Origin of the sequence: Phyllobacterium sp. TAF24, assembly GCF_052113785.1 — a bacterium.
Classification (GTDB): domain Bacteria; phylum Pseudomonadota; class Alphaproteobacteria; order Rhizobiales; family Rhizobiaceae; genus Phyllobacterium.
The window spans coordinates 26,682-47,494 of sequence record NZ_JBFRDN010000033.1; the positions used below are offsets into that span (position 1 = coordinate 26,682).

The 20,813-nt window shown below is 55.4% G+C and carries 20 protein-coding genes and 1 tRNA gene; 10 read left to right on the forward strand and 11 right to left on the reverse strand.

Translation table 11 applies throughout. The features are described 5' to 3' along the window. Positions 1–13 precede the first annotated feature (13 nt). The 6 genes from AB4Y96_RS22115 (at position 14) to AB4Y96_RS22140 (ending at position 8,851) form a co-directional block, all read left to right on the forward strand. A complete protein-coding gene (locus AB4Y96_RS22115; protein ID WP_441919918.1) occupies positions 14–2,218 on the forward strand; it encodes an ATP-binding protein in 2,205 nt (734 codons plus the stop codon). 582 nt (positions 2,219–2,800) lie between these two features. Continuing rightward, a complete protein-coding gene (locus AB4Y96_RS22120) occupies positions 2,801–3,253 on the forward strand; it encodes a (2Fe-2S)-binding protein (protein ID WP_441919920.1) in 453 nt (150 codons plus the stop codon). 19 nt (positions 3,254–3,272) lie between these two features. Next, positions 3,273–5,579 carry a xanthine dehydrogenase family protein molybdopterin-binding subunit gene (locus tag AB4Y96_RS22125; protein ID WP_091877913.1) on the forward strand — a complete coding sequence of 769 codons (2,307 nt, stop codon included), beginning with the start codon at positions 3,273–3,275 and terminating at the stop codon, positions 5,577–5,579. A gap of 10 nt (positions 5,580–5,589) precedes the next feature. Then, a complete protein-coding gene (locus AB4Y96_RS22130) occupies positions 5,590–6,891 on the forward strand; it encodes a c-type cytochrome (RefSeq protein ID WP_441919922.1) in 1,302 nt (433 codons plus the stop codon). A 77-nt stretch (positions 6,892–6,968) separates the two neighbouring features. Then, positions 6,969–7,592: a TetR/AcrR family transcriptional regulator gene (locus tag AB4Y96_RS22135; RefSeq protein ID WP_441919924.1), complete on the forward strand. Its 624-nt coding sequence runs from the start codon at positions 6,969–6,971 to the stop codon at positions 7,590–7,592. Between the two features lie 38 nt (positions 7,593–7,630). Further along, positions 7,631–8,851 (forward strand): MFS transporter, encoded by a 1,221-nt coding sequence (locus AB4Y96_RS22140; RefSeq protein WP_441919926.1) that lies wholly within the window; start codon positions 7,631–7,633, stop codon positions 8,849–8,851. Here AB4Y96_RS22140 and AB4Y96_RS22145 read toward each other — a convergent pair. Then, on the reverse strand, positions 8,806–9,198 hold the full coding sequence (locus tag AB4Y96_RS22145) for a DUF4406 domain-containing protein (protein WP_441919928.1): 393 nt from the start codon (positions 9,196–9,198) through the stop codon (positions 8,806–8,808). The genes AB4Y96_RS22140 and AB4Y96_RS22145 overlap by 46 nt on opposite strands. Before the next feature lie 27 nt (positions 9,199–9,225). Continuing rightward, a complete protein-coding gene (locus AB4Y96_RS22150; protein WP_441919930.1) occupies positions 9,226–9,810 on the reverse strand; it encodes an NUDIX domain-containing protein in 585 nt (194 codons plus the stop codon). A gap of 88 nt (positions 9,811–9,898) precedes the next feature. On the opposite strand from AB4Y96_RS22150, the gene AB4Y96_RS22155 reads away from it, so the two are divergent. Further along, entirely contained in the window at positions 9,899–10,654 is a 756-nt protein-coding gene (locus AB4Y96_RS22155) for a DeoR/GlpR family DNA-binding transcription regulator (RefSeq protein WP_441919931.1), read from the forward strand. Here the strand turns inward: AB4Y96_RS22155 and AB4Y96_RS22160 are convergent. Then, positions 10,651–11,214 carry a TetR/AcrR family transcriptional regulator gene (locus AB4Y96_RS22160; protein WP_091877919.1) on the reverse strand — a complete coding sequence of 188 codons (564 nt, stop codon included), beginning with the start codon at positions 11,212–11,214 and terminating at the stop codon, positions 10,651–10,653. The two genes, AB4Y96_RS22155 and AB4Y96_RS22160, sit on opposite strands and share 4 nt — an antisense overlap. A gap of 91 nt (positions 11,215–11,305) precedes the next feature. Here AB4Y96_RS22160 and AB4Y96_RS22165 point away from each other — a divergent pair, with 91 nt between their 5' ends. Both AB4Y96_RS22165 and AB4Y96_RS22170 read left to right on the forward strand, forming a co-directional pair. Beyond that, positions 11,306–11,512 (forward strand): hypothetical protein, encoded by a 207-nt coding sequence (locus tag AB4Y96_RS22165; protein WP_441919932.1) that lies wholly within the window; start codon positions 11,306–11,308, stop codon positions 11,510–11,512. Between the two features lie 402 nt (positions 11,513–11,914). Next, on the forward strand, positions 11,915–12,970 hold the full coding sequence (locus tag AB4Y96_RS22170) for a porin (RefSeq protein ID WP_441919934.1): 1,056 nt from the start codon (positions 11,915–11,917) through the stop codon (positions 12,968–12,970). Positions 12,971–13,282: 312 nt separating this feature from the next. Here AB4Y96_RS22170 and AB4Y96_RS22175 read toward each other — a convergent pair whose 3' ends face one another. The 6 genes from AB4Y96_RS22175 to AB4Y96_RS22200 all read right to left on the reverse strand — a co-directional run bounded on the left by AB4Y96_RS22175 (position 13,283) and on the right by AB4Y96_RS22200 (position 17,479). Then, positions 13,283–13,498, reverse strand: coding sequence for a hypothetical protein (locus AB4Y96_RS22175; RefSeq protein ID WP_091877922.1), 216 nt, complete (start codon positions 13,496–13,498; stop codon positions 13,283–13,285). 142 nt (positions 13,499–13,640) lie between these two features. Beyond that, on the reverse strand, positions 13,641–13,838 hold the full coding sequence (locus AB4Y96_RS22180; protein ID WP_441919936.1) for a hypothetical protein: 198 nt from the start codon (positions 13,836–13,838) through the stop codon (positions 13,641–13,643). Positions 13,839–14,168: 330 nt separating this feature from the next. Next, positions 14,169–14,963: a DUF899 domain-containing protein gene (locus AB4Y96_RS22185; RefSeq protein ID WP_441919938.1), complete on the reverse strand. Its 795-nt coding sequence runs from the start codon at positions 14,961–14,963 to the stop codon at positions 14,169–14,171. Between the two features lie 226 nt (positions 14,964–15,189). After that, the gene (locus AB4Y96_RS22190) at positions 15,190–15,906 is read right to left on the reverse strand and encodes a DUF1796 family putative cysteine peptidase (RefSeq protein WP_441919939.1); all 717 of its coding nucleotides are present in this window, start codon (positions 15,904–15,906) and stop codon (positions 15,190–15,192) included. 274 nt (positions 15,907–16,180) lie between these two features. Continuing rightward, a tRNA-Ile gene (locus AB4Y96_RS22195) sits at positions 16,181–16,257 on the reverse strand. A gap of 199 nt (positions 16,258–16,456) precedes the next feature. Beyond that, a complete protein-coding gene (locus tag AB4Y96_RS22200; protein ID WP_441919941.1) occupies positions 16,457–17,479 on the reverse strand; it encodes a sugar-binding transcriptional regulator in 1,023 nt (340 codons plus the stop codon). A 160-nt stretch (positions 17,480–17,639) separates the two neighbouring features. Here AB4Y96_RS22200 and AB4Y96_RS22205 point away from each other — a divergent pair, with 160 nt between their 5' ends. Beyond that, positions 17,640–18,401 carry a hypothetical protein gene (locus tag AB4Y96_RS22205; RefSeq protein WP_441919943.1) on the forward strand — a complete coding sequence of 254 codons (762 nt, stop codon included), beginning with the start codon at positions 17,640–17,642 and terminating at the stop codon, positions 18,399–18,401. Here the strand turns inward: AB4Y96_RS22205 and ptsP are convergent. Together ptsP and AB4Y96_RS22215 are read right to left on the reverse strand one after the other, a co-directional pair. Continuing rightward, the gene (ptsP, locus tag AB4Y96_RS22210; RefSeq protein ID WP_441919945.1) at positions 18,398–20,365 is read right to left on the reverse strand and encodes a phosphoenolpyruvate--protein phosphotransferase; all 1,968 of its coding nucleotides are present in this window, start codon (positions 20,363–20,365) and stop codon (positions 18,398–18,400) included. The two genes, AB4Y96_RS22205 and ptsP, sit on opposite strands and share 4 nt — an antisense overlap. Positions 20,366–20,408: 43 nt before the next feature. Continuing rightward, positions 20,409–20,786 (reverse strand): PTS glucitol/sorbitol transporter subunit IIA, encoded by a 378-nt coding sequence (locus AB4Y96_RS22215; protein ID WP_441919947.1) that lies wholly within the window; start codon positions 20,784–20,786, stop codon positions 20,409–20,411. Positions 20,787–20,813: the final 27 nt, after the last annotated feature.

Sequence of the window (20,813 nt, forward strand, 5' to 3'; positions counted from 1 at the left end):
ACGAGGCTGATGAATGTCCTCCAGCGAAACCGAGATCAAACAACAGGTTCTGCCAAGGGGCGCGCTAGCTTTGACGCTTCTGGCTCTGGCAGCGACGATTGCCTCATTCATCGTGATGATGGGCATCACCACTATATCGCCGACAAAAGAGATCACCCAGCTTATCATCGCGGCCAATACGGTCTCGATCCTGCTGCTCATCTATCTGTCCTATGCGACCGTACGAAAGCTCTTCCTTTTCAAGAACAAGGAAAAGCACAATGATCTGCACACCAATATCGCCTTCATTTTCGCTCTGATCGCGTCGATACCGTGCATCATTGTGGCCTGTTTTTCGTTGATTATTCTGGATAACCGGCTGAATTCATGGATCAATGTCGACAACAACAAGATTATCGACATGTCGATCAAGGCAGCCCAATCCTATACGGAAGACAATGCCCAGAATCTGGTGACCACAACCCTTTCCATGGCCATTGAGCTTGACCAGCGGCGTATGCTTTTCAGCCTGGATCGCGGCGCTTTTGCTGACTGGCTGACCTATGATGCGGGCCGTAACAATCTTCTGGGTGCGTCACTGGTCAAATCAACGGGCGAAATTGTTGTCAGTGCGAACCTCATCAATGACCACCAGCTGCCGCCGGTTCCGCTGACGGCATTGCGCGGCGCTGCTGGCGACCGGCCTGCCCTGATCCCGCCGGGTGAGACCAATCTGGTCGGGGCCGTCGTCAAGACACAGGCACTGCCGGACCTTTATCTCTATACGTTGCGTACCATCGATCCGTCGGCCCTGAAAAATATGCGGGTTATGACCGATAATAACAGCGAGTATCAGTCGCTGGCCAGCAACCGCAAGAACACGCAGATTGCCTATGCGCTGCTCTACGTTGAATTAACATTATTGCTGCTTCTGACAGCTGTCTGGACGGGTATCGCCGTCGCCAATCGCGTGGTTCAGCCCATTCGGCTGCTTATCGGGGCAGCCGAAGAAGTTGCGACAGGAGATTTTGACGTCTCCGTTCCTGTCCGGGGGTCTGATGGCGACATTGGCTCGCTATCCCTGACTTTCAACAAGATGGTCAGACAGTTGAAAACCCAGCATACCGATCTGATCTCGGCAAAAGAGCAGATCGATGAGCGCAGGCGTTTTACCGAGGCTGTTCTTTCCGGCGTCACCGCTGGCGTGATCAGCGTCAACACGCAAGGCGACATTGCTGTTATCAACCGGCCCGCTGAAACCATGCTGCTGGAGGATGGCGTTTCGACGATTGGCGGCAATTTGACTGAACTCCTGCCGGAGTTTGGCGAAGTCTTCACCACGGCACGCGATAGCGGGCGTTCGTCAAGCCGCAAGCAGATTGCCATGACCCGCAACGGTGTCGCCCGTTCATTCAATGTCCAGATCACGCGCGAAGACGCGGACACCCAGAACACATCCTATGTGGTCACGGTCGATGACATCACCGATCTCGTCGCGGCGCACCGCTCATCCGCTTGGGCTGATGTTGCGCGGCGTATCGCCCACGAAATCAAAAATCCGCTGACACCTATCCAACTTTCTGCCGAGCGGCTGCGTCGTCGTTACGGCAAAGTCATCACCGAAGACCGCGAAGTCTTTGACCAGTGCACCGAGACCATTATCCGGCAGGTCGGCGACATTGGCCGCATGGTGGACGAGTTTTCCGAATTCGCCCGCATGCCAAAGCCGCAGCTGGCCGCAACGGATATTCGCGATGTGCTGCGCGACGCATCTTTCCTTGTTGAAATCAGCAACAGCCAGATCAAGTTCGAACATGAATTTGCCGGCGAGCCGCTTATCGGCAATTTCGACAGCCGCCTTCTGGGACAGGCATTCGGCAACATCATCAAGAATGCATCGGAGTCCATTGATGCCGTGCTGCAGTCCGGTGCCATCAGCGAAGGACACATACTGGTGCGGGCGGCGGGCTCTGGTCCTTCCATCATTGTCGAAGTGGTCGATAACGGAAAGGGTTTACCGGCCGAAAACCGGCATCAATTGCTGGAGCCTTACGTGACCACCCGCGAAAAGGGTACCGGACTTGGCCTCGCCATCGTCAAGAAGATTGTCGAGGACCATGGTGGGCGGCTCGAAATGCATGATGCCCCGGCGGGGTTTTATGAAGGCCGTGGTGCGCTGGTGCGTATGATCTTTCCAAGACTGGTTGACCCGGATGCTGGTAACGAAAAATTAACGTAATCTCACGGTTCCGATATCAAATGTGATGATTCCGGGGCGGACAACAAATTGAGCCCCACCCCGGTAAGTGCTATACTCCGTCTCGCTGTAATCCGGATGGCTGAATACCAATTCCGCACGCTCCGGCAGCAGGACATGAATCACTCTTTTCAAAAACGATCGTTGGCCAACAGAGTCAGCGGCGGGTGTTCGTGGTCTTTGAGAACGCGCCGGTTTAGCCGGTTACGCTCAACAGGAGGCAAGTGATGCGACACGTTAAAGAAAACGGCGATCTATGCAATTGGATAACATGCTCTGCCATTTTGTTCGGAGCAATGATGGTAACGGCTGTTATCTTCGCAGTCTGACCGTTCTTGTAAACATCTGATATTTCAGGCGGTAACGCTGGCAAGCGCTCCGGCAGGGGTTTCGTTTGCCAGCAAATTCCATCGTACAATTGCCTGGGATTGCGTCCCGCCGCCAATGCCGATCACCTTCCTGTTACAACCTCTGGTAAGGGTGGCTTTTCTGTGTCATCAATCGCACATGCTGCGTTGACTTTGACATCTGTCCCACAGACACGGATAACCGAGGAGCGGCCTGATGATAGCCCTGAATATAAATGGCGAAGATCGCAACGTTGATGTGCCGGAGGATATGCCTCTGCTCTGGGTGCTGCGTGATGTGATTGGTTTGACCGGGACCAAATTTGGTTGCGGCATTGCCCAGTGCGGCGCTTGTACGGTGCAGTTGGACGGACGTCCGGTACGCTCCTGCGTCCTGCCTGCGGCCTCCGTTGGTTCGCGCAAAATAACAACCATCGAAGCGGTTAGCGCCACGCCATCAGGCAAGAAGATTCAGGACGCCTGGCTCAATCTGGAAGTCGTGCAATGCGGCTACTGTCAGTCCGGACAGATCATGTCCGCCTCCGCTCTGCTTGATCGAAACCCTGACCCCACGGACYGGGATATTGATGCGGCCATGTCCGGCAATATCTGTCGATGCGGCACCTATCCCCGGATTCGAGCGGCCATAAAACAGGCCGCGAAGGCCTGAGGAAATGGAGATAGCCAGCATGAGCAAGCCATCCTCCTCCCCCTCCCCGAAAACAGGAACTTCCCGCCGTGCCTTCCTGCAAGGTGGCGGCCTGATTCTGGGCTTTGCATTATTTGGCGTCGGCACGACGCCTGTTCTCGCCGCCAGCACCGCATTGCCGGTGGACGGCGACGTCACCGCAGCCTTTTCGCCCGATGCCTATATTCGCATTGGCACTGATGGGCAGATCACGCTCATCCTTCCCAATATCGAAATGGGTCAAGGTACGCATACTGGTGAAGCCACACTGATTGCCGAGGAACTTGAAGTCGGCCTTGATCAGGTGAAAGCCGTCGATGCACCGCCGAATGACAAGCTCTATGCGACCGCGGCCCTTGGCGGACAGGCCACAGGTGGCTCGACCTCCATGCGCGCCACCTGGGAACCGCTGCGCAAAGCGGGTGCAACGGCACGGATGATGCTGGTTGCAGCCGCCGCGGCTGAATGGTCAGTACCCGTGACGGAATGTGTTGCGAAGCTCGGTATTGTTACGCACCAACCGACTGGCCGCCAGCTCGCCTATGGCGCTCTTGCCGACGCAGCCGCAAAGCAGCCTGTACCAACCGAGGTCAAGCTGAAGGATCAGAAAGATTTCCAGCTAATCGGGAAGTCGAGCCGCAGACTTGATACTCCGGGTAAGGTCAATGGTGCAGTCAAATACGGCATTGATATCCGCGTGCCCGATATGAAGGTCGCAACCGTTGCCGCATGCCCCGTCTTTGGCGGCAAGCTGCAGGATGTGGACGACAAGGCAGCGCGTGCCATTGCGGGCGTGCGCGATATCGTCAAGCTCGACAATGCCGTTGCCGTCATTGGCGACCATTTCTGGGCGGCGAAGAAGGGCCTTGAAGCACTCAATATCACCTGGAATGAAGGCGCGAATGCCAAACTTGACAGCAGCAACATCATGGCGGCCCTTAAAGCCGCATCCGAGCGCAAGAAACCCATCATGGCGCGGCAGGAGGGCGATGTTGAAGCCAAGATGAAGGCTGCGGCCAAGAAGGTTGAAGCCACCTATGAGCTTCCATTCCTTGCGCATGCGCCGATGGAACCCATCAATTGCGTCGTGCATGTCCGCTCCGATGAATGCGAGATCTGGGTTGGCACGCAGGTGCCTGCGATTGCGCAGGGTGTTGCCGCACAGGTGACAGGCTATCCACTCGAAAAGGTCATCCTGCATAATCAGCTGATCGGCGGTGGCTTTGGCCGTCGCCTTGTGGCGGAATCCGTGGCTCAGGCCGTCGCCATCGCCAAACAGGTCAGCTACCCCGTCAAGGTGATCTGGACTCGCGAAGAGGACATTCAGCACGATCTTTACCGCCCCGCCTATTATGACCGCATATCCGCCGGGCTTGGTGAAGACGGTTTGCCAACTGTGTGGGTTGACCATGTTGCCGGTGGTTCGGTGCTCGGAAATTACATCCCGAGCGGCTGGCCGGAGGATAAGCTTGACGACGATGCGGTTGAAGGTGCTGCAAAGCCTCCCTATGACCTTCCCGTCATTCACGTCGACTGGGTGCGTGAGGACCCGCCGGTTCCGATCACATGGTGGCGCGGTGTTGGTCCTACCCACAATGTGTTTGTGGTCGAGAGTTTCATGGATGAACTCGCCCATGCGGCGGGCAAGGACCCCGTGGAATATCGCCGGGCACTGACCAAGAACCAGCCACGCGTGGCAGGCGTGCTTGAACTTGTTGCTGAAAAATCCGGATGGGGCACACCGCTCGCCGCTGGCATGGGGCGGGGTATCTCGCTGCATGACGCCTTCGGCAGCTTCATGGCTGCGGTATTGGAAATTTCCGTTTCACCCGCTGGCGAAATCACCCTGCACCGCGCAGTGGTTGCCGTCGATTGCGGCGTGACGATCAACCCCAATACGGTTGAAGCGCAGATTGAGGGCGGGCTGATCTTCGGGCTTTCCGCAGCGCTTTATAGCGGCATCACCTTCAGTGAAGGCCGAGTGGATCAGAGCAATTTCCACGACTACCGCATCCTGCGCAACAATGAAGCGCCAAAAATCGAGATCCACCACGTCAAGAGCACCGAATCCCCCGGCGGTATCGGCGAGACCGCAACGGTTTCCGCCGCGCCAGCACTCGGCAATGCCATCTTCTCAGCAACCGGCAAGCGTCTGCGCACGCTTCCCTTCAACCGGGACGAGCTGAAAACCGGCGGAACCGAGAAAAAGAGTGTCTCGATGATACCGCCGCTGACAGCACCCTTGTTAGCTGCTCTGGCAACCACAAAGGCCGAGGAGCCTTCTGAAACTGCATCCGAAGAATTGTGAGGTCTGAATCATGAAGAGACTGGGCCTCCTTTTTCTCGCCGCAGTGGTTGTTATCGGTGCGGGCGTCGCAATCTTCCTGTTCAAACCGGCATCCCTGCCGGATGTATCGGAAGCTGCCGCTAAATTGCCGACCGGTCAGGCACTGATTGATCGCGGTGAGTATCTGACCCGTGCGGCGGACTGCGTTGCCTGCCACACCACGGCGGGCGGCAAGCCCTATGCGGGCGGTCTTGCCTTCAAGCTGCCATTCGGCACCATCTATTCGCCCAATATTACAGCCGACAAGGAAACCGGCATCGGCAACTGGACCGATGCGGAATTCGTGCGCGCGCTGCATCAGGGCATCGACAAGGCCGGACAGAATCTCTACCCCGCCTTTTCCTATGCGGCTTATGCCCAGATGACGACGGAAGACGCACTGGCCATCAAAGCCTATCTGTTCAGCCTGCCGCCGATCAGCGCCGAAGCACCAAAGAATGAATTGGGTTTCCCCTTCAACCAGCGCTACGTCATGCGCTTCTGGAACCTGCTGTTCGTTCCGGGCCCATTGCAACCCGATCCGAAACAGAGCGAAGAATGGAACCGGGGCGCCTATCTGGTTGAGGCCATGGCCCATTGCGGCGAGTGCCACACCCCGCGCAATCTGATGTTTGCGGTCAATAATGGCAAGAAATTCGCGGGAGCCGAACTACAAGGCTGGAAGGCTTACAATATCAGCTCCGACAAGCAGACCGGCATCGGCAGCTGGACCGATCAGCAACTGTTTGACTACCTCTCCAAGGGCCATGCGGAAGGTCGCGGATCGGCCACCGGCAGCATGGGCGAAGCTGTGGATTTCAGCCTGCGTCATCTGACGCCCGAGGATATCAAGGCCATTGTCACCTATGTGAAATCGGTACCGCCACAAACCTCGGCTGATAAGGCCATCGTCGAAGCTGAACCGGCCACACTGACCGCATCCACCGCCTATGCCCCTGCTGCGAATGCGGCAACGCAGGACAGCCTTGGTCTCAAGATTTTCCAGGGTGCCTGTGCCAGCTGTCATGGCTGGAATGGCGAGGGCCTGCAAACGCCCTATGCTTCGCTGAAGGGCAGCCGTACGGTCAACGATCCAGATGGGACCAATCTCATACAGGTGATCCTGAAGGGTGCGCATATGACAACGCAGCAGGGCAGACAGTCCATGCCGGGTTTTGCCAATGCCTATTCGGATGTCGAGATTGCTGCGCTGAGCAATTATGTGCTGGGTCATTTCGGTGGCAAGCAATCCGCTATCACGCCTGATAATGTCGCCAACGCCCGCAAGCAATGAGGCGATGCACCGGCTGATAATATTGGCCACAGAATAAAATGCTTGATTTAGGAAACGATCTCTCCCTATATAGGGAAATGTCTGAAACCACCTCATCAAGCACCCTTGCTGCACGCAGCCGTGGCCGTCCGCGTGCGTTCGATATGAACGAAGCGCTCGACAAGGCTTTGCTTGTGTTTAGCGACCGGGGCTATCACGCCACGTCGATAGGTAATCTAACCGAGGCCATGCAATTGGCGTCAGGCAGTGTTTACAAGGCGTTCAAGGACAAGCGCGGCGTGTTTCTGGCGGTGTTTGACCACTATCGCGCTATCCGGAGTGGCAAATTGCGCACCGCGGTCGAAACGGAAAAACCCGGTTATGACCGCATCCGTGACGCCCTGACTTTTTTTGCCGATGCCTCGCATGGCGTGCAGGGAAAACGGGGGTGCCTTGTCGTCAACTGCGCCACGGAACTGGCAACTTTCGATCCGGAAGTGGCGGAAAAGGTTGCAACGGCAATGGCTACCAATGAGGCCGTGCTTCTGGAACTGATCGAACAGGGCCGGAAAGACGGCTCGGTGCCTGCCCATATTGATGGCAAGGTCACTGCACGAATGATGCTTTGCCTTGTGCAGGGCATGCGCGTGGTCGGGAAAACCGGCCGAACGCGCGAAGAAATGGTGGCTACCGTCGACGTGGCCATGAAGACCCTGATCTGATCTGCCTTTTGACTTCATTTCCTCCCAAGGAGCTACCCATGTCCTCCCCCCATTCAGACAATCCGTCTGATCCACAGGCCATTTCCCCGTGGTTGACCCTTCTGCTTGCAACAGCCTGCGGATTGATTGCCGCCAATCTGTATTACGGCCAGCCTCTGGCTGGTCCTATCAGCGCTGAACTTGGCATGTCACCGGCAGCAGCGGGTCTCATCGTCACGCTGACGCAGATTGGTTACGGCCTTGGCCTGCTGCTGATCGTGCCGCTTGGCGATCTCTTCGAAAACCGCCGCCTTATCCTGACAGTCGTTCTCGCTGGCGCGGCTGCCTTGCTGGCGGCGGGTCTTGTCAGCCATCCATTGCCGTTTCTCACAGCGGCACTTTTTATCGGTCTCGGCTCGGTCGCCGTGCAGATTCTCGTGCCCTATGCCGCTCACATGGCACCGGAAGCGGCGCGCGGCAAGGTTGTCGGCAATGTCGTCAGCGGCTTGATGATGGGCATCATGCTGGCGCGCCCTGTATCCAGTTTCATTGCGCAGGTTTCATCCTGGCATGTAGTCTTCTATCTGTCGTCAGCCACAATGATCGTCTTGATGATCGTTCTGGCACTAGCCCTGCCCAAGCGGGTTCCCACATCGAAACCCACCTACAGCCATCTGCTGTCATCCATGGGTCGCCTCGCCGTGACAACGCCCATTCTGCAACGCCGTGCGCTTTATCAGGCCTGCATGTTCGGTGCGTTCAGTGTTTTCTGGACGACAACACCCCTGCTGCTGGCCGGTCCCGAATTCGGTCTGTCTCAAGGCGGCATCGCCCTCTTCGCATTGGCAGGCGTGGCTGGCGCTATCGCAGCGCCGATAGCCGGACGCTGGGCCGATCGCGGCCTGACACGCCCGGCAACGGCCTTTGCCATGCTGCTCGTCGCGGTGTCATTTCTGATGACGCATCTGGGCTCTCACGGCTCGACATTGGCTTTGGGTCTGCTGACAGCTTCGGCCATCCTGCTTGACTTTGGCGTCACCACCAGCCTCGTGCTCGGACAGCGTGCAATCTTCTCACTGGGACCCGAATATCGCAGCCGTCTGAATGGCCTTTACATGGCAACCTTCTTCACGGGAGGCGCAATTGGTTCAGCCGTGGGCGGCTGGGCCTTTGCCCATGGCGGTTGGTGGCTGACATCCTGGATCGGCTTCACCCTTCCGGTTCTGGCGCTTCTCTATTTTGCCACGGAAAAGCGCCCGGAACTGGTGCCGGCCACATAACCCGGCACATCTTCCAGCCTGTAATAGACTGGAATGCCACGTTCATTGGCAAGGCGGACATCATTATCAGCCCCTTTCGACTCGCCGGGAAGGCGCAGGATCGCATCGCAAAGCGCGATCAATCGTCCCGCTGCCGGGTGGAATATCTGGTCATAGAGCTCATCGCCAACGTGCTTGCCACCAGCCGCATTCCACACGGGCAGAGCCACCCACTCGCCGATCATGGGCAAATGCCCGGCCTGAAACAGCGGCCATGACGCTTCTTCGAGACGCTTCAGGTTGGCAGCCATCTTATCGGCATCATCATTGGTTCCGGACCGGTATGGACCGGCGATCAGAATAAGCATCAGCTTTCTCCGTATGTTTGGGGTGGTTCAAGCAAAAATGTGCAGGGCTGCATATTGGAGCAACATGATTGTCTTGGCGTCCTGAATGGCCCCAGTCCCGATCATCGCAAATGCTTCAGCAAAAGGCAGTTCCAGCACCTCGATGTCTTCGCCTTCGGACGCAAGGCCGCCACCATCCGCAATACGATCCGAAGCGGTATAGGCACCCACGAAGAAATAGAGTTTCTCCGTCACTGATCCCGGGCTCATAAAAGCCTCGAAGACCTTCTGCACTTGGTGGACACGGTATCCGGTCTCCTCCTCCACCTCCTCGCGAATACGCTCTTCCGGCGAGATATTGTCGAGCAGCCCCGCAGGCGCCTCGATCAGGAGTTCCGTATAGCCGCTAGCAAAAGCCGGATAGCGGAATTGCCGCGTCAGGATGACAGTGCGCCGCGAAAGGTCATAGAGCAGGATTGTTGCACCGTTGCCGCGATCATAGGTCTCGCGGTTTTGCGTCTGCCATGTGCCGTCGCCACGCTGATAGTCAAATGTCGTCTTCTTCAACACATACCAGTCATCGGAAAGAGTTTTGACAGTCTGGATGCGGACACGTTCAGTAAGCTTCGTCATTGATACCACCATGTTACGGGATTGGCTTGATAAAACGTGCAATTTCGTGCAGAGTCAAGAAATAACATGCAAAAATAGTGAGAGAGATATGCTGACACAGCAGCGCAAAGCACACATTCTCGCGGTTTTGCGGGAAAAGGGCGAGATCGTCGCCAAGACGTTCAGCCGGGACCTCAACCTTTCGGAAGATACAATCCGGCGGGATTTGCGCGAACTGGCAGCAGAAGGATTATTGCAACGGGTCCATGGCGGCGCCCTGCCCGCCTCGCCTGCCCTGGCCGACTTCTCCGGGCGCCAGACGATTGCCACCGATGGCAAGAAAGCCATTGGCCGTGCCGCGGCGGCCATGGTCCAGCCGGGACAGGTAATTTTTGTCGATGGAGGCACAACGGCCGTTCAGTTGGCCCGCCACCTGCCGCTCGATCTCACAGCGACCATCATCACCCACAGCCCGAGCATTGCTGTTGAATTGATCAACCATCCAAATATCGCGGTCGAGATGATCGGCGGACGTTTGTTCAAACACTCAATGGTGGCCGTGGGTGCATCGACAATCGAAGCCATCGCGTACTATCGCGCCGACATATATTTCATGGGGGTAACGGGCATCCATCCGGAAATCGGCCTGACAACGGGCGATTGCGAGGAAGCAACCGTGAAACGAACCCTGTGCCGCTATGCAGCCGAAACGGTTGTGCTCGCTTCATCCGAGAAACTTGGAGCCGCCTCGCCCTATGTGGTCGTGCCGATGAATTATGTGCAATGCCTGATCGTTGAACGAGATACGCCTAGCGAGACCACTGCCGCATATAATGGCATGGGCATCGCTGTCGCGACGGCCTAAACCTCATTTGCAGCAATAACGCTCATCACCTGATCAAAGGGTTCGCGCGAGCGCAGCATCCGCGCCAATATCCACGCCCCTTCCAGTGAGACGAGAATTTTCATGGCGGGCGCCCGGCCATTCCTCTCGGGATGGAACCTCGTTATCTGGTCCGCAAGGCAGTTGATCCAGCTCTCCATGACATCCTTGATGGCAAGGGACAGGCGTTCGGACTTGGGCGTGGTATCAAGCAAGACGCTGGTAATGGGACACCCCAGCGTCCATCCGGACGCCTCAAATGAATCATACAACCGGGCGATCATCAACTCCGCACCAGCGCGAAAACTGGGCGCATCGCGAAAACTCTTGTTCAGCACGTAAATAAGATAGCCGCCAGCGCTGCGCACCGCGTGCTCAGCCAGCTCTTCCTTGCCGCCGGGAAAATGAAAATAGAAGGAGCCCTTGGGCGCCTTTGCCTGCTCGATAATCTCTGACAACCCGACACCATGATAGCCATGCGCCTGAAACAGGATCACTGCGGTGTCGATAAAGCGGGTCTTTGCATCGGATGGACGTGGCATAATCAGTATTATGCATGTTGTATGGCGATCGGTCTAGTGCTACGTTGTATGGCGATTGCCATAGAACAAACGGCTATCAAGGAGATTGCCGATGTCCGACCAACGCGAACTCAACTTGTCCGATTGCGCTGCAAACTTTGCACCGCCAACGGAAACCCGATTGTTTCAGCGCCTGTTTGATCTTGCTGGCTTTTCCGCCCTGCGCAGTCTTGGTGGCCGCAGCACGACCAAAGAGCAAGCCTGGGATGGTCTGGAGCCATTCGATATGCTGCGCGGCTGGCGCTGCGGCGAGGAATGAGTTGCGAGAAGCAACCAGAATTGTCCAGATATCTCGCTTATAAGTGGCCCATCGGTAACACCGTTTGACCGCATTGGAATATTTGCAGAATAACCTCCACATCGACTGTATAGTTTGGTGTTCTCGCGCCATTTAGTTGCATTTTGCAACCCAATACATGATGATTCGCACTTCATAGACCAATGCAGATCGGCAGATTTTTAACGCATTTCAAAATAGAACCAGTTATTTCCATATATTTTACAATGGTTTAATATTGAAACCAGCTGATTGTGTGGCCGATTTGTGACATTGCGGCAACATTGCGACTTCAACTACTACTCAACTATGAGTTGGATGTTGCTACCCCCGGTCGAAGTGATTTAAGCAATAAAGGTCAATGAAGACCATTGGGGGACCAATATGAACATCAAGAGCATTCTCTTCGGCTCTGCTGCAGCCCTGATTGCAGTAACAGGCGCACGCGCTGCAGACGCAGTTGTTGTCGCTGAACCGGAAGCCGTTGAATACGTTCGCGTTTGCGACGCATACGGCGCCGGATTTTTCTATATTCCAGGAACTGAAACCTGCCTGAAGATCAGCGGTTATCTGCGTTATGACGCAGTTGGCGGCGATGACGTCTACAGCGGCGGCGAACTCGGCACCTGGTGGAAGCGTTCACGTGCGACTGTCCGTTTCGACGCTCGCTCGGAAACAGAACTCGGCACACTTCGTTCGTATATTGAAACACGTTTTCAGTATACCAATGGCGTCAATGCAACCGAACTTCCACAGGCTTACATCGAACTCGGCGGCTTCCGCATCGGTGTATCTGATGAAATCTACGGTTCGTGGACCGGTTATGCTGGCGGCGTGATCAACGACGACGTGATCAACTACCAGTCTGCCACAACCAACCAGGTTAGCTACACCTTCACAGGCGGCAACGGTTTCTCGGCGATCATCGCTGCTGAACAGGGCTCAGCCATCACCTATCCAACAGGCGGCACAGTTGATCATCGCATCGATGACTACATGCCACATGTTCTGGCCGGTGCGAAGTTCGAACAGGCTTGGGGTTCAATCTCCGGCGTTGTCGGCTACGACTCCCGCGTCGAAGAATGGGCTGGCAAGCTGCGTTTGGACGTAAAGTTCAGCGATACAGTGTCTGCCTTCGTCATGGGTGGTTACCAGTCTGACTGGGATGATTCCACCTCTGCCAATGGCAACTGGTTCGGCACCTGGTACGGCGATTACGCTATCTGGGGCGGTTTGACTGCGAAGGTTTCCGAGAAGGCAACAGTCAACGGTCAGGTTGCTTACGAAGAAGACGGCACATGGGCTGCTGCTCTGAACGTACAGTACGAGCTGGTTCCTGGCTTGGTCATCACACCGGAAATCGACTACACCAAGTTTGATGGTCAGCGCGGCAATGATGATGCATTCGGTGGCATGATCCGCTTCCAGCGCAATTTCTAATCGACTGAGATTTGGAGAGATCCCGGGGGCACGCCCCCGGGTTTATAAGGCCTCGGCCCAAAAAGCATCATATCAATGAGTGTCTGGCCATGTAGAAGGACTGCATTTCCAGATTGCGATGATGAGATCTCCAGTCACGTCATTTTCTTTAAACGGTGGGCTTTTGGCCCACCGTTTTTTGATTTTGAGCGGTTACCGGTTGCGRCTGAAAACAACACGCACATCGTGTCGGCAGCCCCCTTGGACGATGTTTTGGCTATCGGAACAGATTGCAGCGGCTGGCCATCGCGATTAGCTGGCCTGTCAGGGTCGTTATTTTGTGCCGAACTCATCGGCCTTTGCTTCAACAAGAGCATCAATTGCCCTCTGGACATCCCCCAGGCTCCAGCCAGCGGCCATTCCTTCCTGATAGATCCGGTACATGTCCTTTGAATCAACGAAATCCAAAAATCGCGCTCGCATTGCCTCCCGGCGTTCAGCATCCCGCTCTTGGTTGTCATCCGCATTCCCTGGAGAGAAAATACTCATAACTGTTCCTCCCAAAACATCCGCATCAAAGTGCGGATGAGGTGCAGGTTCCACAAGCACCTTGCTGGTCTGATCAAAAAACCCTGTTGTCCCCAGATACGAGGACAATCTATTTCAACGGCAACAGACTTTGTTCCATTCTTCAGATTAAAGGCGGGCGTCCGGGGCTAGAAGCGATAGTAATACCGGTGAGCGCGATGGTGCCTCCAATGCCCGTGCCGATAGTGATGATTGCTCCAATGGTAGCGGCGATGATGGTGACGCCCCCAACCATGGCGATAATGGTAGCGATGACCCCAGTGCCGGCGATGATGGTGCTTATACCTGACCTGCTCCACATTCGAAGCGATCGGAGCACTCTGTACGGAAATTGGTGAGGCAACAGAAGGCGTAACCGATGTCAGGCTGACGACAACCGTGATCAAACCAGCAACGACCAGAGCAAGAACATTTTTCATGACAGCTCCCTCCACGTTAGTTTTCTGAAGCTTACGCCTATATCGACGAGGATACAAATGAATGCCCAGATCACGCTGGCGTCATTCATTTGTATCCTCATCAGTTGGAATGGACTTTATCTGCAGTCGACTGGCTCTGTTGGAGGCATTCATTGCCTCCAACACTTGCCGAATATTTACCGATGCTTTCCACTCAAGGGTTAAAGCCCGGTTCAAGACTTCCCGGCGTCATCCTGATTCCGGAATGCAGCCTCTCCGATGTCCGACACTTCGACCCATTTCTTGTCAGGCACCGCATCGGCGACATAACTGTCATGCCAGTTCCACCATTTGTAAGTTGGGGTCTGAGGATAACCCTCCGGAGAATTTTCCCAGACCTCCTGACGGCCGAGCGGCGTGATATCAAGATAGTTCCAGGTGTTACCCATCTGCTCGTCGCCGCGATTGTTGACGAAATAGGTACGGAACACGCGCTCGCCATCGCGATAAAACACGTTTGTGCCATGCCACTCGCCCACATCGAAGTCGGCATCAAAATTGTCCGTGATCGTGAACCAGGGCATCGTCCAGCCCATCCGCGACTTCAGTCGCGCTATTTCAGCCTGCGATGCGCGTGAGATAAAAACGAGAGTCGTGTCACGGGCGTTCAGATGGGCCACATGCGCGACCTGATCGGCCACCATGGAGCAACCTCGACACGCATGGTCGGGCCAGCCAAATACGCCCGGCTCGAAGAAGGCACGATAGACGATGAGCTGGCGCCGTCCGTCAAACAGATCGAGCAGGCTGGCCTTGCGCGCAGGCCCATCGAACACATATTCCCTTTCCACTGCCGTCCAAGGCATGCGCCGACGTTCGGCGGCAAGGGCGTCGCGAGCGTGGGAATGTGCCTTTTCCTTCACGAGCAGTTCCTCGCGGGCGGCCTCCCACGCCTGCGGCGATACGATCGGTGGTGTATTCATGGCAGACTGACTGCCTTTCTGTCCGTTGTCAGTTGAATTGGTCATGGCTTTGCAACCTCCTATCTTGCAAACTCCCGCGCCTCGTGGCCGAGGCGCAATTCATTCACTGCTCTCAATCTTGGTGGTGAGATATTTCTACCACAGCGAAAGGGACGTAAGGAGTAACAACTCTGACGGGATTCAGGTTCCATCGGCTCGTGGTCCGATCCCCAGGATCGTCCAGGGCGATTTTGATGCCATATTGAAAGAATACTGGACCCGGAAAATTCTTCTAAAAATAGTTGGGAGACACATAATAGCCGGGTTCGCGGGCGTGCAGTTTCCCACGCATGTACTGCAGGATACGAACCCTTTCGAATATTGCCGCCCAAACGTCTGTGTTTCCCATCCAAGTGACGGCATCAGTCTGAACATACGGCATGCGCATTACCATAATGCTGGAGCTGATCTTGTTCAGATCGAGATTATGCGGGGCAATGGGCTCCTGCCATAGATATAAAAGACTTACCGTATTGGCGAGATACTTCTCTTGCAGCAATTGGATAAGATGGTTCAGATCCGCTTCATTGCGTGGATTAAAGTCGCGATTATGCGGAAAAGCAGTCGCTGGTGTCACGGCACCGCCAAAGCGTATGAATAGCACGGAGCCGCCTGCCCCGAGGGTTGTCGCCATCTTATTATGCTTGTGGAGCAGTTTGGATCGGCAATTCAGCAACTGCTCATCCGTAATGACAGGCTTACCCAAAGAATCCTTCTTGAATTCATGGGCATAGAGAACCCCATAATGGTCACACTTTATGCAATCCGAAATCGGATCGTAAGTGGCGGCAGTACCAAAACGGGCCCCTTGCGTTTCAAGTATAGATATCAGCCCATCCCAAGGTGTAACGAGCCAATCGAAACAACTTTTGGTATGTGGAAAATTATGTTTTTCAATTTGATATGCCGTTTGGCACCATGCCCCAAGACTAATAAAGTGGTCAAACATCATCCCCCCGGATATCTATATGTCCAACAGCAAGTATATATCAGAGGCATTGGGTTATGTATTGTCTTTAAATGGAAACATCGAAGTTAATCCATTTTATATTTCTGCTGGGGTACATGATCATTCGGATGCCCACACGGTACACAGAACTGTATTGACGAGAAGTGGAACAGGATCGTGTCGCCGCCGATGATATGGATCGGGCAATCGTCTCTTGGGGCGGTCAAAATAGACTGACCAACCTGCGTCATAACGCATTCATTTTGAAGGGAAATGGTGGGCCCGGAGGGACTCGAACCCCCAACCAAGCGGTTATGAGCCGCCGGCTCTAACCAATTGAGCTACAGGCCCCACCTGAAAGCAGCAAACCGGATGGTCCCTGCCCGTCTTCCCCGCGATCAATAGCGGGAAAAATCACGAATGCAATGCCCGATTTGATCTGATCGCCTCATAGGACGATTTCGGGACAAAAATCCACAACTCCTGTGAATTTTCATGGGGTTGGACGATGATTACCAGCGAGCAGCGCCGTGGCTCGAATGAGCAAGGCCTATTCTTTCTCTGCCAGAGCAAGCAATTGACGCGCGCTTTCCTCGTCGGTGATGAAAACCGTCGGACGGATCAGCTTCATCGCCCCAAGCAGAGCGTTGATCTTTTCCTTACCGCCTGACGTCAGCACACGCACCGGCACCTTCTGCAAGGTTTCGATACCCACCGACATGACGAGATCATGGATCGGGTGATCCACAAGACGCCCCTGCTTGTCATAGAAATGGAACAGGATATCGCCAACGGCACCACGCTCGGCGAGCGATGACTGATGCTCTTCGTTAAGGAAGCCGATGCGGTAGGGTGTGCTTGATGCCGTTTCAATGGCGCCAACGCTGAGCAGGACGAGATCAAGATCCTCAGCCATCTCGAACACGCTCTTCAGGCCGCAGCGTTCAATCAGCGCGGTTCTGGTTTCGACACTGTCCACCAGCGCCGGTGCGGGAATGAGATAGCCGTTACCCTGAAACAACTGCGCAAACTGCCAGGCAAATTCGGCAGGGTTAAACCGGCGCGGCTGGCTGATACCGCCAAGCAGCGAAATGACAGTAAAGTCCTCGAGCGCACGCGCTTCCAGATAGGAGAGTGTGCTGAGCAAGGTGCGTCCCCAACCCACGCCCACACGCATACCGTTGCAGACTACCCCGGAAAGGTAGTCGCCAGTTGCAGCACTGATAGCAGGAATCGGATCATTGTCTGCCTGCGACAAGGGAGCGATGATGACCTTATCAAGACCAAACTGCTGTTCAACCTGCCGCTCCAGCGCGATCAGATCGGACAGATAGCCTTGAATTCCAATCTTGACCTCGTTGCGGGCACGGGCTTCAGCGAGCATACGCACGATAGTCACACGGCCAACGCCCAGCACTTCGGCAATCTCGTTCTGCGTCATCTGCTCGATGTAATACATCCACGCAGCGCGCATCCGCATACGGCTGATCTTCGTATCAGGCTGCCCGATGTCAACCGGGGCCTTCTTTGGACTGTTCGTCGCGCTATTCACTCGCTTGCGTCGATCGGTCAATTCTCACCCCCTCAATTGCTCGTATCTGTTTCTTGCCAGTGCCAGAATTGTGTGCTGACAAAAGAACGTTGCACACAGTACACTCCGGCAGAATATTGTTTAGCAAGTCACCAAAAGCAGATACAAAGCATTATCCACTTTGCAAGTCGAGGTCTGCCACATGATCAGGGATATTTCAAACGAGATTGTCGTCGGCCTCAAGGACCGTTTGCGCGATGTGAGGCATATGATCCGTGCCAGCCGCAGCGACAAGATCAAAAACACCGCTCCTGAAGGACCAGAAATTTTGCTCGGCCATGCGGCGCGCGTCGTCGACAAGGCACTTACAGTTGCCGAGACAATCTCGATTTCTCTTGTTTCTCAAGACCCTAAGGCTCATTCGACCACAATCGAGGCGCGCAGTCTGGGTGCCTATTTTTCAAGCGATACGGCAAAAGGCGAGGCTCTGTTCCGCCGCGACGTTTATTACTTGGCGAAACGTATTTTTACCGTGCTTGGCGCTGAAAACACCGTTGTTCATGAGGCAACCTTTGCTTCTGCCCATGCAATCATGATTCGCCGCCATGCTGACCACCTCAAGGCAGCGACCCGAACGGGCGGCCTGAATGATGTAGCAAAGGCCTGTGCAACACTGGCATTCGAGCTTCAGTCCTGCCATCAGGCCCAGCCATTGCCGCCGCATGTACCGGGCGAAAGCGCGCCGGATACTGCAACACAATATCTCTGTTTTTCGGCAATCGCCCTTGCCATCGGGCTTGCCAGCTATAGCGACGATGCAGAACCTGGCGATGAAAAACTGGTAGAGAGCGCCCTGCTGGCATTGAAGGCCCGTCAGGCGACGCTGATGGAAGCCGTACAGGGAAAAGACCGGGCGAATAGCCTGTCCGGCCTCTTTGCATTCCTCATTCCGCTGTTGCCCTAAGCTGTTTTAAACGTATCCAAAACACATTTCTTCGCGCGCTGGATGGATGACGGGCTCATGCTGAGTTCCGTCAGCCCCATGGCAATGAAACCGGGTATCAGATCGGGCCGTCCCGCCGCTTCACCGCACATGCCAACCATGATCCCCGCTTCAACCCCGGCCTTGGCAGTCAGCTCGATTGCAGCCATCACTGCGGGGTGCGTTACGTCATTCAGCTTGGCCACAACAGGGTTAAGCCGGTCAGCGGCCATGATATATTGCGTCAGATCATTGGTGCCGATGGAAAAGAAGGCGACTTCCCGTGCAAGGGCTGGCGCAACCAGCACCGCAGCGGGTGTTTCGATCATCACGCCCAGATCGAAATGCGCGAACGCCTTGCCTTCGGCGGCAAGTTCCTTAGCGCATTCATCGATCAGTGCCCGCGTTGCCTGAACTTCGCCAACACCTGAGATCATCGGCAGCATCACCTTGACATTGCCATGTACGGCGGCGCGCAAGAGTGCCCGCAATTGCGGCTTGAAGACATCAGGCCGGTCAAGGCACATGCGGATACCACGCCAGCCAAGAAACGGATTTTCCTCATCGGGAAACTCGACACCGGCAATCGGTTTGTCGCCGCCAATATCCAGTGTCCGGACAATGACCGGATAGGGTGCGAAGGCCTTGGCAAGGCTTGAATAGGTTTCGGCCTGCAAATCTTCCGAAGGCAAATGAAGATGGCGCATGAACAGAAGCTCGGTGCGGAACAAACCGATACCCATGGCACCGACGTCCTTGGCCGCATCGATCTCCTCAAGCGAACCAATATTGGCAGCAATTTCGATGACCGTGCCATCGGCGCGCTTGGGCGTTACATCCTTATAGGCTGTCAGCGCTTGCTTCTCCGCATCCGCCTTGGCAATTTCTGCCTGAAAATGGTTTGCGACTGCCGCATCGGGATTGGCAAAGACTTCGCCGCTATCACCATCGAGCGCGACTGTTTTGGCGCCCTTGAGATCAAGAATGGATCGGCCAAGGCCAAGCACGGCAGGAATGCCATGGGCGCGCGCAATGATGGCCACATGCGATGTCGCGCCGCCATGGCCGCAGATCACTCCGGCGATACGTTTCAGCGGCGCACGCGCCAGATCCCATGCGCCGATATCATCGGCAACGAGGATCGAACCTGCCGCAACCGCATCAAGGTTGGCATCTTCCTGTCCAAGCAGCGCAAGGCATATCTGCCGCCCGACCGCGTTCACATCATCCCCGCGCGCATTGAGATAGGGATCATCCATGGTGGCAAAATCGGAAGCGATCTTGGACGCTGCCCCAATCACCGCCGAAACAGCGTCAACGCCGCCTTCGACAATGGCAATGGCTCCGCCTGTCAGTTCATCATCATTGGCAATGTCCTTCAGCGCCGCGACAATGCCGCGATCACTATCCGCCAGACTGGTTTCCGCCAGTGAAGCATCCATGCGTTTCTGTACGGTCGCGATAGCCTGTTTGAGGCGCAGAACCTCATCGGCGATCTCATTGGCTGCAAGCGAGCGGTTTTCCTGTTTGATCTCCGCCGGGAAGAAGCCGTAGACGGGGCCAATCGCCACGCCTTCGCTCGCGGCAACGCCGCGCAGCTTGCCATCAGCAGGAAGATTACTCGCTGATTTGCTGGAGGTTTTGCCGGAATCGGTCTTGCGGCTCTGCGCTATGCCCTCTTCTTCCGTCCCCGCCAGTGGATTTTCCAGATAACCAATCAATGCTTCAACAGCCTCGATAGCATCGGCTCCTGTTGCACGAACGGTGATTTCCTCATTCTCCTTGACGCCAAGCAGCATCAGCTTGACCGAACTCTTCGCGCTGACTGACCTGTCATCCTTGACCAGCTCGATATCCGATTCAAAACTCTTGGCGAGTTTGACAAACCGGGTGGCTGGCCGCGCATGCAATCCATCATGCACCCGCACAATCGTCGAGCGTTCCATGCTTTACTCTCTTTGGTATTTCGTTCTGCTGCGGTCCGAATAATTATCCGATGGTTATTGTCGCGCCCACTTTGAGTGTGGAAACCAGCTTGCCGGTATCGACTTCCGATGCACAGATTTCGCCGGGGCGCTCAACATGATCGGACCCGTTGAATGTGATGACAACATGACCGATGTCCCGGACTTTTTGCCACGCATAATCACCGATACCTGTAATCCTGGCCGAAAGATCACCAATGCGGATCACGGAACCGACAGGGGGCGTTGTCTCCGAGGGCTGATCCTCGATCAGATGCAGGATGGAAACTTCGGCAAGTTCCGGCGGCGCACCATCAGCAAACAGGATGACGACGCCTCCCTCTGCGAGGTCCGCCACCTCGGGACCCACGGCTGTTACCCGTGTTTTCAAAAGAACTGACATATGGCGAACCTCTTCTTGTTAATCGAG